This is a genomic window from Edaphobacter sp. 12200R-103, from assembly GCF_010093025.1.
In the GTDB taxonomy this organism is placed as follows: domain Bacteria; phylum Acidobacteriota; class Terriglobia; order Terriglobales; family Acidobacteriaceae; genus Edaphobacter.
The window spans coordinates 3,830,160-3,843,860 of the sequence record NZ_CP048114.1 but is presented as its reverse complement, the minus strand read 5'-3'; the positions used below and the strand labels follow the sequence as shown (position 1 = coordinate 3,843,860).

Annotated in this window: 11 protein-coding genes; 5 read left to right on the top strand and 6 right to left on the bottom strand. The window is 60.4% G+C overall.

Annotated elements, in window-relative coordinates:
- Positions 1-10: 10 nt before the first annotated feature.
- Genes pyrR through GWR55_RS16035 form a run of 3 tightly spaced genes read left to right on the top strand, consistent with a single transcriptional unit; the run spans position 11 to position 2,900 of the window.
- On the top strand, positions 11-586 hold the full coding sequence (gene pyrR / locus GWR55_RS16045; protein WP_304487090.1) for a bifunctional pyr operon transcriptional regulator/uracil phosphoribosyltransferase PyrR: 576 nt from the start codon (positions 11-13) through the stop codon (positions 584-586).
- An 8-nt stretch (positions 587-594) separates the two neighbouring features.
- Entirely contained in the window at positions 595-1,599 is a 1,005-nt protein-coding gene (locus tag GWR55_RS16040; protein WP_162403161.1) for an aspartate carbamoyltransferase catalytic subunit, read from the top strand.
- The gene (locus tag GWR55_RS16035; RefSeq protein WP_162403160.1) at positions 1,596-2,900 is read left to right on the top strand and encodes a dihydroorotase; all 1,305 of its coding nucleotides are present in this window, start codon (positions 1,596-1,598) and stop codon (positions 2,898-2,900) included. Before GWR55_RS16040 ends, GWR55_RS16035 begins: the two co-directional genes overlap by 4 nt.
- A gap of 250 nt (positions 2,901-3,150) precedes the next feature.
- Here GWR55_RS16035 and GWR55_RS16030 read toward each other — a convergent pair whose 3' ends face one another.
- Positions 3,151-3,537 carry a helix-turn-helix transcriptional regulator gene (locus tag GWR55_RS16030; protein WP_238398464.1) on the bottom strand — a complete coding sequence of 129 codons (387 nt, stop codon included), beginning with the start codon at positions 3,535-3,537 and terminating at the stop codon, positions 3,151-3,153.
- A 178-nt stretch (positions 3,538-3,715) separates the two neighbouring features.
- On the opposite strand from GWR55_RS16030, the gene GWR55_RS16025 reads away from it, so the two are divergent.
- On the top strand, positions 3,716-7,075 hold the full coding sequence (locus tag GWR55_RS16025) for a TonB-dependent receptor (RefSeq protein ID WP_162403159.1): 3,360 nt from the start codon (positions 3,716-3,718) through the stop codon (positions 7,073-7,075).
- 3 nt (positions 7,076-7,078) lie between these two features.
- Here the strand turns inward: GWR55_RS16025 and GWR55_RS16020 are convergent, their stop codons facing one another.
- Positions 7,079-8,302 carry a glycine C-acetyltransferase gene (locus tag GWR55_RS16020; RefSeq protein WP_162403158.1) on the bottom strand — a complete coding sequence of 408 codons (1,224 nt, stop codon included), beginning with the start codon at positions 8,300-8,302 and terminating at the stop codon, positions 7,079-7,081.
- Between the two features lie 177 nt (positions 8,303-8,479).
- Here GWR55_RS16020 and GWR55_RS16015 point away from each other — a divergent pair, with 177 nt between their 5' ends.
- On the top strand, positions 8,480-9,394 hold the full coding sequence (locus GWR55_RS16015; RefSeq protein ID WP_162403157.1) for a hypothetical protein: 915 nt from the start codon (positions 8,480-8,482) through the stop codon (positions 9,392-9,394).
- 409 nt (positions 9,395-9,803) lie between these two features.
- On the opposite strand, the gene iscX is transcribed toward GWR55_RS16015, so the two are convergent.
- From iscX to GWR55_RS15995, 4 genes are all read right to left on the bottom strand, one after another.
- Positions 9,804-10,019: a Fe-S cluster assembly protein IscX gene (iscX, locus tag GWR55_RS16010; RefSeq protein ID WP_162403156.1), complete on the bottom strand. Its 216-nt coding sequence runs from the start codon at positions 10,017-10,019 to the stop codon at positions 9,804-9,806.
- Between the two features lie 14 nt (positions 10,020-10,033).
- Complete coding sequence (locus GWR55_RS16005) at positions 10,034-10,468, bottom strand: 2Fe-2S iron-sulfur cluster-binding protein (RefSeq protein ID WP_162403155.1); 435 nt, start codon at positions 10,466-10,468, stop codon at positions 10,034-10,036.
- A 5-nt stretch (positions 10,469-10,473) separates the two neighbouring features.
- Positions 10,474-12,471 carry a Fe-S protein assembly chaperone HscA gene (gene hscA / locus GWR55_RS16000; protein ID WP_162403154.1) on the bottom strand — a complete coding sequence of 666 codons (1,998 nt, stop codon included), beginning with the start codon at positions 12,469-12,471 and terminating at the stop codon, positions 10,474-10,476.
- Between the two features lie 517 nt (positions 12,472-12,988).
- Positions 12,989-13,636, bottom strand: coding sequence for a TetR/AcrR family transcriptional regulator (locus tag GWR55_RS15995; RefSeq protein WP_162403153.1), 648 nt, complete (start codon positions 13,634-13,636; stop codon positions 12,989-12,991).
- Positions 13,637-13,701 lie beyond the last annotated feature (65 nt).

Genomic DNA, 13,701 nt, shown 5'->3' with positions numbered 1-13,701 from the left:
CGGGAAGCCTATGAGCGCAGATCTGGAACTCAGCACACCGAAGATTCGCGAGAAGGGCCGCCTGATGTCGGCCTCGGAGATTGAGCGCACCCTTGTGCGTCTGGCCCACGAGATCGTCGAGAAAAATAACGGCGGTGAAAACCTCGGACTTGTGGGAATCAAGCGCCGCGGCATTCCTCTTGCCCAGCGGCTGGCGGGGATGATCGAAAAGATCGAAAAGCACCCCATCGACACCGGCAGCCTGGACATCAGCTTCTACCGCGACGACCTCTCCACCAGCGGTCCCCGTCCCACCGTCGCCCCCGGAACCATCGGCTTCGACGTCACCGGACGCGACATCGTTCTCGTGGACGACGTACTCTACACAGGCCGCACCATTCGCGCCGCCCTGGACGCCCTCTTCGATCAGGGCCGGCCAAGAAGCGTGCAGCTGCTGGCGCTCATCGACCGCGGGCATCGAGAGCTTCCCATCGAGGCCACCTACACCGGGCGTTCCATCCCCACCTCCAACCGAGAGATCATCGAGGTCAAACTCAACGAGGTCGACGGCGAGGAGCAGGTCCTGCTGGTGGAACGGGTGGATTGATCGAAACAATGCAAAAGGCAAGTGCATCCGCGTCTCATCGGCCCATCTACGCCCCGGGCTCTCTACTTAGCATCAGCCATCTCTCCGTTGCAGATATCTCCGCGATTCTCTCCGAAACAGCGGGAATCGCATCCCTGGGCCATGCAGAGCGCACCGCCATCCTCCGCGGCCGCACCATCGCGTTGCTCTTCTACGAATCGAGCACGCGCACCCGCACCTCCTTCGAGCTGGCGGCCAAATCTCTCGGCGCCACCACCACCCTCGTCAGCGACAAATCCTCTTCCATCGAAAAAGGCGAGAGCCTCAAGGACACCGGCCTGACGCTGCGCGCGCTGGGAGCCGAATGCATCATCCTGCGCCACTCCGCCTCAGGAGCCCCCTTTGTCCTCGCCCGTGAGACTGACCTGCCTGTCCTCAACGCAGGCGATGGCATGCACGAGCATCCCTCGCAGGCGCTGCTCGACCTGCGCACCATCCTGACGCGCCTGCATGGCGCTTCCAAAGCCGTATCGGTCGACGAGCGTTCGCTCGAAGGCGTCACCGTGACCATCACCGGCGATATCTTCCACAGTCGCGTCGCCCGCTCCAACGCCATGCTGCTCCCCCGCCTCGGAGCCCGTGTCCTGCTCTGCGGCCCGCCCCGGCTGCTCCCGGAAGAGGCCCTCAGCCTCGGCCCCGGAATCGAGATCGAGCGCGACTTCGATCGCGCCCTGGCCCGGTCGCAGGTCGTCATGATGCTCCGTATCCAGAAGGAGCGCCTTGCCGGCATGGAGCTCAACCTTGGCGATTACATCAGCCACTATCAGCTCAACAGTGAGCGGCTGCGAACCCACGCTCCTTCGGCACTCGTCCTGCATCCCGGTCCCATGATCCGCGGCCTCGAGATCTCCGACGACGTCGCCGACGGTCCGCAATCGGCCATCGAAGAGCAGGTGGCCCACGGACTTGCCATCCGGTCCGCCCTGCTGGCACGGGCATTGGCATCCGGCAACTTCAAAGGTTTGAACGTATGAGCGACATCCTGATTCTCAACGGCAGGCTGATCGATCCTGCCAACCAGGTCGATGCGCCGCGCGATCTTCTTCTCCGCGACGGGCGCGTAGCCGCCGTCGAAGCTCCTGGCCGGATGGCCAGCGTGGAGGCCGCGCAGACCATCGACGCTACCGGCCTCATCGTCGCTCCGGGGCTGATCGATGTCCACGTCCACCTGCGCGAGCCCGGCCAGACCTACAAGGAGACCATCGCCACTGGAACCGCCGCAGCCGCCGCAGGCGGATACACCTCCGTCGTAGCCATGCCGAACACGGTTCCGGTCAACGACACCGTCGAAAAACTCCAGTGGATGCTCGACGGCGAGCGCGGTTCGGCCGTAAAGCTCTTTGCCATGCCTGCAGCTACGATAGGCAGCATGGGCGAGCGTCTCACTGACTTTGAAGCCTTGCGCCGCGCCGGCGCCGTAGGCTTTACCGATGACGGCAAGCCGGTGCTGGAAGATCAAGTCATGCGCGACGCGCTGATCGCCGCCGCCCGCGTCGAGGCACCCGTCTCGCAGCACGCCGAGGACACGCGCCTTACTGGCGGCTGCAGCATGAACGCCGGTTCCATGGCCTTTCGCCTTGGACTACGAGGAATGCCCGTAGAGGCCGAGGTGCGCATCGTCGAACGCGATATTCAACTGCTCCGCGACATTGAGCGCGCTGAAGGACTCCGCCCGCATCTCCACGTGCAACACGTATCTACATCACGCGCGATTCAGGCCATTCAGCAGGCAAAGCAGGAAGGCCTGCACGTCACCTGCGAGATCGCGCCCCACCACTTTGCTCTCAATGAAGAGGCAGTTGGCGACTACGACACCCACGCCAAGATGAATCCCCCTCTGCGCGTCGAGCAGGACCGCCTGCAGATGATTCAGGCCCTGGTCGACGGCATCGCCGACTGCATCGCCACAGACCACGCCCCCCATGCGGCCTTTGAAAAGAAGCAGGAGTTCGAGCGCGCCCCCAACGGCATCACCGGACTTGAGACCGCACTTGGCCTCGCCCTTCGCGTCCTCCACCGCGATCGCGGCCTTCCGCTCTCCCGCATCGTAGAACTGATGAGCACAACGCCCGCCTCCATCATCTCCCTCGCCGGACGAGGATCTCTGGGAGTCGGCCGCTATGCCGACGTCGTGATCTTCGACGCAGCAGACAAGTGGACCTTCAGGGCTGAAGACTCGCGGTCGAAATCCCGCAACACCCCCTTCGATGGCGCTTCCATGCTCGGTAAAGTCCGCTATACCCTCTGCGAAGGCCGTATCGTCTACCAGGCATAAATCTCCCACCAGCTAGCTATCGATCTATTTGTCTTCCAGGCAGAGGTGAAAGTGTCATCCCGACCGGAGGCGCAAAGCGCCGCAGTGGAGGGATCTGCGGTCTTCCCGGTGCCGAAGACTTTAGTAGAAAAGCAGAATCCTTCACTGCGCCTCCCACGGTAAAAACCGAGGAGGGGCTTCGGTCCAAATGACACTTTTGAAAATCTTCTTCACATCAAACGCAAGCAGAGGGTGAGTTTGAGGACGCCACCTAAACCCGGGTAATCATCACCTCGGTCGACTTCATCAGCGCCGCCGCTCGCTCCCCTTTGCGCAGCTTCATCTCACGCACAGCATCCGCCGTAATAATCGAAGTAATCCGCTGATCGCCAATCGAAAGCACCACCTTTGCCAGAAGTCCCTCGATCCTGATCTCCACAATCGTCCCGATCAACTGGTTGCGGCCGCTCACCTTCTGGAAACGCTCCCGCTTGTCCTCGGTTTCAGGCCGACCCTTCAGAAACGGCGCCAGGGCACTGCGCGGAATCAGGTGATGGCCGCCCGGCGTCTTCACGGTCTCCAGCTTTCCGGCAAGGATCCACTGTTTGATCGTTGGATAGCTCAGACCTAGTTCCGCCGCCGCCTCTCTCGGCTTCAAAAGTGTGTTCGCAGTCGTAATAGGGCACCTCGTAAATCGTCAACAGGCAAAACGCCAACTAAGAGTGTAGACGGGAACCTGCCGACGGAGGTTCTCATTCCCTCACCCTCGTAAATATCGGATATTTTCACCTACAAAGAATCGTGTATTTTCGATATATATGCGATCGCCCCTGAAGATGCTGCGACTCCTGCCACTTTTTGCGCTTGCAGCAGCAATTACCTCCCTGGCGCAAAGCGGAAGCGGCGACCTGGCCGGCACCATCACCGACGCCAGCGGGGCTGCCATCTCCACTGCCAGCATCACGCTGTCCTCGAACTCCGCTGTCGGCGTAGCGATTCATACGGAAAGCACAGCATCGGGCGACTTCGCCATCGCATCCCTTCGACCCGGCCTCTACACCGTCCGCGTGACGGCTCCCGGCTTCGTCACGCTTGTGCGATCCGGGGTCAACATTCGTACAGGCCAGCGGGAGCGCGTCAATCTCGCCCTGCAGCCCGGCGCAGCCGACCAGGTGGTCAACGTCACCGCAGATGCTTCACTGCTCGCGACGGAATCCGGCGCTCTTGCTACCGTTATCAGCCGCGACAGCATCACGGCGCTTCCGCTCAACGGACGCAACATCATCCCGCTGACTACGCTGGCGCCGGGAGTAGCGCTGCCACCTGGTACCCTCCTACCCCGCATCAATGGCGGACGGCCACGCACCAACGAGTATCTCTATGACGGTGTGGCTTCTCTGCAGCCGGAACCTGGCCAGGTCGCCTTCTTCCCCATCATCGACGACATTGAGGAGTTCGCGATTATGTCCAGCGGGGTCTCGGCGGAGTTCGGCCGTTTCAACGGCGGTGTGATCAATCTCACCACCAGGTCGGGAACCAGCAGCTTTCATGGCGAGCTCTACGAATTCCTCCGCAATGAGGCCCTGAACGCGCGCAACTACTTTACCCCCACCACTTCGCGCAAGCCGCTCTTTCGCCGTAACCAGTACGGCGCTGCGCTCAGCGGCCCTGTCCTTCCGGGACGCCTCTTCTTCTTCACCGATTACCAGGGAACCAACCAGGCTGTAGGCGTCGTACGAACCAGCACCATCCCTACCCTCGCCCAGCGTGGCTATCCGGACGCAAACGGAAATCCTGCAACGGGCTTCAACTTCAGCCCCACGAAGATCTACGATCCTGCGACTACTGTTCCCAATGGCTCCAGCTACTCCCGTACCGAGTTCCCCAACGACACCATCCCGGTCAATCGCATCGACCCCGTAGCGCTTGCCTTGCTGAAACGCTACCCCCTCCCCACCAGCTCCGCCGCAACCAATAACTATGTTCGCGTCGCCAACGACATCGACCATCAGAATCAGTTCGACATCCGGCTGGACGCTCAGCTCAGCGCGAATGATCATGGCTTTGCCCGCTACACCTACTTCCACGACGTGGAGCAGCTTGTCACCCCGCTTCCCGACGGCAGCGGAGTCATCAGCGGGACCATCCTCTCGACCGGAAACGTCACCGGCCTCTCCCGCACGCTGGGCCAGCAATACGTCGCCAATGAGATCCACAGCTTCAATCCCCGCACCGTCAACGAAGCCCGCTTCGGCTACACGCGACGCGCCCTGAGCCGCTGGGGAGCCTCGATCGAAGGCACATCCTCGGGCTCGCTTGGAATCCCCGGAATCCCGTCCAACGCCGCCTTCAATAACGCTCTTCCGGTCTTCGCAATATCCGGAATCACACAGCTGGGCTCCTCCACGAGCACCTTCTCGAACTTCTCGACGAGCGTCACCCAGGTCTTCGACATGGTCTCGCTCGTTCGCGGCCAACACGCCATCAAAGTGGGCGCCGACCTCCGCTGGGAGCATCTCGACGCCGTGCAGCCGCCGAACCCCACCGGAAACTTTGGCTTCTCGACCCTCTACACCAATCAGGCTGGTGTAACCAACACTGGAAACTCACTTGCCAGCTTCCTTCTCGGTCAGGTCAACAACTTCTCCATCGACCTGCAGAACAGTACCATCCGGCCCCGCGCTCATATCGCAGAGTTCTTCGCCCAGGATGACTGGAAAGCCACTCCCCGTCTGACTGTAAACGCCGGTCTGCGATGGACCCTTAACTTCCCCTCCACCGAGGAGCACAACCAGGGAGCTGTCTTTAACCTGGCCACGCAAAAATACCAGTACCTCGGAAAGGATGGCTTCTCCCGCTCCGCACGCGAGCTGCACTATGGCAACTTCGGCCCCCGGCTCGGCTTCAGCTACATGGCCACGCCCACGACCGTCGTCCGGTCCAGCTACGGAATCATCTTCATCGAGCAGACAGGCATCACGACTCCCTTCACGACTCCGCAGTTCCCCTTCCTCCAGACCGTCCAGCAGACCTCGCTGGACAGCATTCACCCGGCCTTCGCTCTCTCTCAGGGACCCTCCATCGCTCCCATCGCGCTCGATGAGAACGCCGGACTCGGGCAGGGCGTCTTCACCGTCAACCGCAAGCTCGGCTCCGGCTACGTGCAGCAATGGAACCTCGCTGTCCAGCATGAGCTGACCCGCGATCTCTCCATCGAAGTGGCGTACACAGGCTCCGTCATTACTCGCGTCGGCATCCCCGACACCAATCTCAACCAGCTCACAGCCGAGCAGCTCGCGTCGGGCTCTGCGCTCACGGAAACGACCGACAACCCCTTCTACGGACAGATTCCAGCCTCATCTTCCATCGGAGGCCGGACCGTCTCAGTCGCACAACTCATGAAGCCCTACCCTCGCTTCCTCACCGTCTCAGCCTTCCGCAACAACACCGGCAGAACCAACTACAACGCCGCCGAGCTGAAGCTTGAGAAACGCACCAGCTATGGCCTTACCGCGACCCTGAGCTACACCCACTCCAAACTGATGGACGACGCCTCTTCCGTCTTCGACTCCTCCATTCTCACCGGGCCGGTTGCCAACTACCCGGTCGCGGACAGCTTCAATCCCTCACTCGAGCGCGATGTATCGCTCGGCGACATGCCCAACGTCACCGTCGGATCGGCGATCTATGCCATTCCGCTCGGCCGCAATCACCAGTACGCTTCTACAGGAATCGCCTCCTGGCTTCTCGGAGGCTGGAACGTCGATGGGCTGATCACTCTGCAAAGTGGCATGCCCTTCGCGGTCACGCAGGTCACAAACTTCAACGCCTTCGCCGGCTTCGGAACCCAGCGGCCCACCATCCATGGACCCGCCAATCTCCCCGCAGACAAGCGCACCGTCACACACTTCATCAACACTGAAGCCTTCTCCATTACGCCGCAGTTCAAGCTGGGGAACGCCTCTCGCGATCCCGCCCGAGGCCCCGCCTATCGCGATCTCGATCTGGGCCTCGTGAAGAACACCCCGTTCGGCGACCGCGCAAGCCTCGAACTGCGCGGAGAGGTCTTCAACGTCACCAACACGCCCGCCTTCGCGCAGCCCGCATCCAGCGTGGGAACACCAAACTTCGGTTCCATCACCGCAACGACATCGGATCCTCGCGTCGTGCAGGTGGCTGCGAAGCTTCACTTCTAGAAGTTAAGAAACCAGGCCGACCGCCATCCTCTTCGCTACGGTCGTCAGAATCTCCAGCGACTGGTCGATCTGTTCGCGCGTATGTTCGCTCGTCATGATGGTCCGGATACGCGCCTTGCCCTCCGGCACGGTCGGGAAGGCGATCCCCGTCGCCATCAAACCAGCATCGAAGAGAGCGCGGGAGAACTCCATTGTCTTCCTGCCATCACCAATAATGATGGGAGTAATCGGAGTCTCGCTCGCAGGCGTCGTCCTCCCGCCCACATCGAATCCCGCCTTCGTCAACTGCTCTTTGAAGTACCGCGTATTCGACCACAGCCGTTCAATACGCTCCGGCTCATTCTCCAGCAGGTCGAACGCCGCGATGCACGTCGCCGCAACCGACGGCGGATGCGACGTGGAAAAAAGGAAAGGCCTCGCCCGGTGATAGAGATACTCAATCAGATCCTTGGACCCGCAGACATAGCCCCCCAGCGCACCAATAGCCTTCGACAGCGTTCCTACCTGTACATCCACGCGGTCTGTGCAGTGAAAGTGATCGACGGATCCTCGTCCATTCCTTCCCAGCACACCGGAAGCATGCGCATCGTCGACCATCATCAGAGCGCCATACTTCTCGGCCAGACCGCAAAGCTGGTCCACCGGCCCAATATCGCCGTCCATCGAGAAAACGCCGTCGGTAATGATCAGCTTGCGACCCGGTTCGTTCTGAACCTCCTTTAGCAACTCCTCGCAGTGCGCCACATCCTTGTGCCGAAAGACCTTGATCTTCGCCCTCGACAGCCGCGCCCCGTCGATGATGCTCGCATGGTTCAGCTCATCGGAGAGGATAAAGTCATCCTTCCCCAGGATGCTCGAAACTGTCCCTGCATTTGCCGTGAAGCCCGACTGAAAGACCACGCAGGCCTCCACTCCTTTGAAGGCTGCGATCTTCTCCTCCAGTTCCATATGGATACGCATCGTCCCCGCAATCGTGCGCACCGCTCCTGAGCCTACGCCGTACTTCCGGATCGCCTCAATCGCAGCTTCGCGCAGTTTGGGATGCTCACACAGCCCCAGGTAGTTATTGGAGGCGAGGTTGATGACACGTCTTCCGTCATAGGTGCACACTGGGCCCTGCTCGTCTTCCAGCACGCGCAGCTTGAAGTATGTCCCACGCTGCTTCAGCTCATTCAGTTGCTCCGTCAGGTATGCCATTTGAGGCCGTGCATGCGATCCAGTGCTCATAGTGTCCATCCTAACTCCTGCTATCTTTTGCATTTCGATGCGCCGAGCCATCACCGAACCTGCAAAATGCATCTAACTTTTTCGTCGTCCGGCGGTATCGTGAGCCGCTCCGCCAGGAACACAGTTGTACTCGCCATAAGAATAGCGACTCCGAACGAAATGAGGCCCCCAAGTACGATGAAAGTCCATCCAGGTAAGCAAAGTCCCTCCCCAGTCCTTAAGTGCGTTATCGCCACACTTCTCTCGGCAGCCCTCGTCACCGGCTGCGGCAAATCGAAGCAGGAACAGGCAATCGAACAGGCAAAGAAGCAGGCCGTCGCCACCGGACAGCCACAGCAGGTCATCTCCGTCGACAAGAACGGCGATACCGTTACCACCACCGTGCAGCCTCCGGCTCCCGGCCAGACCGGACAGCAGATCACAACGACGGTCACCCCAGCCTCGTCCATGCCCGCCAATGCGCCGGCAGTCGCAGGAGGACAACCCGCTTCAGCACCCCCCCTGCAGAACGAGGCAGCCCTAGCCGGCCAGACTCCTTCCCAGGTCCCCTCCCCGGGAAATCCTGTCGTGGTTCCTGCTGACGTTCAGATTCCCGCCGGAACCACACTCGCCATCCGCATCAACCAACACATCAGCGTAAAGACCAGCCGCGCAGGCGACCACTTCGACGGCGAGATCGCCGAGCCGGTCACCAACGATAGCGGCCGCGTCATCGTTCCACGTGGAACCCAGGTCGGAGGCGTCGTTGCTGCGGCGCATAAACGCGGCCGCTTCAAAGGCGCCTCTATCCTGCAGCTGCGGCTTACCTCCATGACGCTGGATGGAACCCGTTATCCGCTTCAGACCAGCAGCCTCACCCGGACCAAGAAAGGAAAAGGCAAGCGCTCTGCAGCCTTCATCGGCGGAGGAAGCGGACTGGGAATGCTGATCGGCGGAGTCGCCACCGGAGGAACCGGACTCTTGATCGGAGGCCTCGCCGGTGCAGGTGCGGGAACCGCCGCCGCCGGTCTGACTGGCAACCGCGACATCGATCTTCCCGCCGAATCGCTCATTCGCTTCAAACTGACAGACGCCGTATCCCTGCAGCCCTAAGGATAAACAGGCAGCAGTCGCATGGATACGCCAATCGAGTCCAACATGGTCTCTTTGCACTTTTCATGACGTCCCTTGCCATGAAAAGTGTCATCCTGAGCGAAGCATCTCGCGGCTTTCTCGCGAGATGCGGAGTCGAAGGATCTGCGGTCTGCTGGCCTCGGCAAGATCCCGAACCGCAGATCCTTCGACTCCGCGCTAACGCGCTTCGCTCAGGATGACACACCTCCGAACAGCAACACCGCTCCTATGGCGTGCCACGTTTTCCCAGTTCAACTCCCGGTCAACTGAGATCAACCACACCGATGCCATGGAAGAAGAGGAAAGACACCGCCAGCAATCACCACCCATAAAAAAGGAAAGCCCCGCATTCAGCGGGGCTTCCTTACAAATTCAAGCAGCAAACAACCTACTTCGCGTCCTCGTACTCCTCGTGCCAGGCCGTCTGGATCGCCTCCAGAATCCCCTCATTCGACTTCTGCGGATCACCGACGAAGCCCGGCAACTCCGTCACATACTTGTGCAGGTCCGTAAATCGGACCGTATAAGGATCAACATCAGGATACTTCTCCTGCAGCTGAATCCCAATCTCTTCGGCATCAGTCCACTCAATCTCGCGTGGCATATCTCTATCCTCCGTCAGTCCTTCTTTACCACCGCCGCAGGCTTGCCTTCCTGCACATAGTTACGGTTCCACTCCGGAATCTCGACGACGTAGGTCCCGGGCTTCTCGATCACCGCCTGGCACCCCAGGCGCGAGTTCAGTTGCACGTCTGCCGCCGTCTCCATCCGGTCCAGCTCCTTGTCTTCCGCCTCGCTGATTCCGCCCTCACCCTCTTTCACCCACAGATGACAGGTGGTGCAGGCGCAGACCCCTCCGCAGGCGTGGTCCAGAAAGATACCGAAGTTTTCCGCCACGTCCAGAAACGACATCGGCTCGCCATGACCGTCATAAGGCAACGAATCAAAGGGAAACTCGACGGTTCGTCCTTCCGGCAAAAACGTGACACGGACCATTCCCTCGCCCGCAGGCTTTGAAAGGTCCACCACCTGGTCTTTATTGATCTCACTCATCTCTATTAGTCTTCCGTCGACTCTCCGGCCGTAGCCTCTTCATTCACCGAAGCCTCGATCGCTTCGGCTTCCTGTTTCGCATCAATGACCTGCGCCTTCGCAAACGGATGCGGTGCCGTGGGTCCCTCTCCTATGCTCTCACCGGCGGCTTCCATCGTCTTGCCGCCCAGCGCACCGCTCACGGCGGAATCCATCATCAGCTCTGCAAACCGCCGCGTCGCCTGGTCCAGCCGCTCAATAGCCTGCCGGATCACCCTGTAATCGCCACCCGCCACCGACGCCTTCAGTTCGCTCTCGTTCTGTTCGATCGACGCAATCTCATCGGAGGTCAGCTGCTGCCAGGCTTCGTGCTTTCTGCCCTTCTCCACGGCAGAGAGAATGGTCTGCGCCTCGTTCTGTGCTTCGATCACCTGGCGGGCACGGATATCCTCTTCCGCATTATCGAACGAAGAGAGGATCATCTCTTCCACCTGCTCATCGGTGAGGCCATAGGTCGGTTTCACCTCGATCTCTGCCTCTTTGCCGCTTCTCTGTTCGCGCGCGCTCACGTGCAGAATCCCGTTCGCGTCGATCAGGAACTTCACCTCGATGCGCGGCAGCCCGGCAGTCATCGGCGGAATCCCCTTCAGGTCGAACCGCGCCAGCGAGCGGCAGTCCTTCGCCAGCTCACGCTCCCCCTGAACCACATGGATGGCGACATTCGCCTGTCCGTCCACCCCGGTCGTAAAGTGCTCGGTCGCGCTCGCCGGTATGGTCGAGTTGCGCTGAATGATCTTTGCAACCACGCCACCCAGCGCTTCAATCCCCAACGACAGAGGAGTAACGTCCAGCAGAAGCAAATCCTCGGTTGCCTTCGATCCGCTTCCGCTCAGGATGTCTGCCTGAACCGCCGCGCCCAGCGCCACAACCTCATCCGGGTTCAGCTCCGTGTGTGGCTTTTTGCCACGCGAATCAAGCTGGAAGATCTCAGAGACCAGCCGTCGTACAGCCGGAATGCGAGTTGAGCCTCCGACCAGAACCACCTCGTTGATCGCCTCGGGTGCAACACCGGCATCCTTCAGGGCCTGCCTGCACGGCCCGGCGGTCCTGGCGATCACAGAGGCGATCAGCCCCTCAAACTGCTCCCGCGTAATCTCCCGCAGATACTGCTTGCCGCCCGGCAGGGTCACATCCAACTTTGCGGTCTGCTCAGCAGACAACCGGATCTTTGCTTCGATTACTGCTTTGCGGATCGCCTGCACGGCTCCGCCGTCGTTCCGAACATCCTGCCCCAGGTCGCCCGCAATGTCGTCGAGCGCGATCGCAATCAGCAGATTGTCGATGTCGTCCCCGCCAAGATGGGTATCGCCGCCGGTAGCGACCACCTCGAAGATGCCCTCGTGCAGCTTCAGGATCGAGATATCGAATGTCCCGCCGCCGAAGTCATAGACGGCAATCATGCCGTCCTTGTTCTTCTGCAGACCATAGGCAAGCGCCGCCGCTGTCGGCTCATTCACCAGCCGCAGCACCTCCAGCCCGGCGATCCTTCCCGCATCCTTGGTGGCCTGGCGCTGCGCATCATTGAAGTAAGCCGGGACCGTAATCACGGCCTTCGTCACGGGAGCCTGAAAGAATCGCTCCGCATTCCTCTTCAACTGGGTCAGGACATACGCCGAGATCTCCGGCGGAGTCAGAACCTTGTTCCCGACCTTCAGCTTCAAAACCTCACCCGCCTTCAGGTTCTCCGTCAGCCGGAAGGGAAACAGCTTCAACTCTTCCTGAATGTCTTCGATCCCGCGGCCCATCAGGCGCTTGGCGGAGTAGACCACATTACCGGGATCGGTCAGCAGAGTCCCTCCCGCGGGATTTCCGACCACTACTCCCTGCGGCGTTATAGCCACCACGGAAGGCACCAGCCGCTCCCCGTCCTCACCGGGAATGACCGCGGGAGCCTCCCCTTGCATATAGGCCACCAGCGAGTTGGTCGTTCCAAGGTCAATCCCTACTACGCGCTCTTCAGCCATCAAAAAATCCTTTTCCTGCAAAAACTTCAAGATCTCCGTCAGAAGCTTCCTCCTTCTTCGCAAAGAAGGCTCATTCCCGAACCGGAGTCGCTGCGCTTGTGGCAGCGGAAGTGGAAGGAACAGGGCCTCGTTTCATGACGCAGTCGCCCCGCACCCCTCTAACTCTTCTATTGTCCTACACTCATGCGATCTGGTACCGCGCCACCGCCTGCAGAATTGCAGGCCCCGGCCCAGATGGCCGATGCCATCCATTCCTTTCCCACCTGCCGATCCTTCAGAGGGAAAGGTATGGTCATAAAGCATCGTCAATGTCATACAGCGCCGTCATTCTGAGCCGCAGGCGAAGAATCCCTGTATTTCGCCCGCGCCGCCCACTCCGCTTCAGGAAAATCCAGAAACTCCCCCCTCAGGATGATGGAGAAATCACGACACAGGGAGTAAGCAAAAAGGTGTCCTTCCGACCGAAGCGAAGTGGAGGAATCTGCGGTGTGCCCGACAAATGGCAAACCGCCCAGCGTCACCCCAGCAACTCTCTCCGCAAAGCCTCCGCCAGCCACGCCTCATACGCAGCCGGGGTCCACCCACGCTCCCGAACCAACATCCGAAATATCTCCCGGCTCGTCAGGCTCCACAAAACCGCCCGCGCCGCATCCCGATCGAGACCCGGCCTGAGCAGCTTTCCCTGCTCCAGGGCCTCAATCACCATCAGCTGCGAATCGTACCTCTGACAGTTGCGCTCGTCTTCGACCGCAGCCAGCTCAGGAGCCACCATCCCTGCGCCTCGGAGCAGGTCCTCCACCGGAATCTCAGCCTCATAGATCTGACGCGCAAACCGGGGAGGAAAGTCCAGCATCGCGATTGGATCGGTAACCTTGCGAACTTCTCCGATCAGCGCCTGATAGCCATCGCCGAACCGCGCCTCGTCCAGCAGCTCGGCCACAATTCCCTTCTTCGATCCAAAGATGGCATACACCGTAGGAACAGCCACACCTGCAGCCCTGGCGACCGCCGGTATCGTCATCCCGGCATACCCCGCATCGACCAGCAGCTGCCGGGCAGCGGACGCAATCTTTCTTCGAGTCTCGTCCGCCTGCCGCTGCCGCGTAGGAGATTCATAGGCGCGCCGTTCCGCGCCACCCTCCCTGCCTGATCTCTTTTTCTTCATGCCCACTGATCCAGCCACTTTGACAGTATAGATTTATGTTTGATATATGTTCATTTATTGAATAT

Coding starts and splice junctions, on each gene's coding strand:
- GWR55_RS15995 (WP_162403153.1), bottom strand. CDS start 13,636: ATGAAGAAAAAGAGATCAGGCAGGGAGGGTGGCGCGGAACGGCGCGCC.
- GWR55_RS16035 (WP_162403160.1), top strand. CDS start 1,596: ATGAGCGACATCCTGATTCTCAACGGCAGGCTGATCGATCCTGCCAAC.
- GWR55_RS16015 (WP_162403157.1), top strand. CDS start 8,480: ATGAAAGTCCATCCAGGTAAGCAAAGTCCCTCCCCAGTCCTTAAGTGC.
- GWR55_RS16025 (WP_162403159.1), top strand. CDS start 3,716: ATGCTGCGACTCCTGCCACTTTTTGCGCTTGCAGCAGCAATTACCTCC.
- iscX (WP_162403156.1), bottom strand. CDS start 10,019: ATGCCACGCGAGATTGAGTGGACTGATGCCGAAGAGATTGGGATTCAG.
- GWR55_RS16020 (WP_162403158.1), bottom strand. CDS start 8,302: ATGAGCACTGGATCGCATGCACGGCCTCAAATGGCATACCTGACGGAG.
- GWR55_RS16040 (WP_162403161.1), top strand. CDS start 595: ATGCAAAAGGCAAGTGCATCCGCGTCTCATCGGCCCATCTACGCCCCG.
- hscA (WP_162403154.1), bottom strand. CDS start 12,471: ATGGCTGAAGAGCGCGTAGTAGGGATTGACCTTGGAACGACCAACTCG.
- pyrR (WP_304487090.1), top strand. CDS start 11: ATGAGCGCAGATCTGGAACTCAGCACACCGAAGATTCGCGAGAAGGGC.
- GWR55_RS16005 (WP_162403155.1), bottom strand. CDS start 10,468: ATGAGTGAGATCAATAAAGACCAGGTGGTGGACCTTTCAAAGCCTGCG.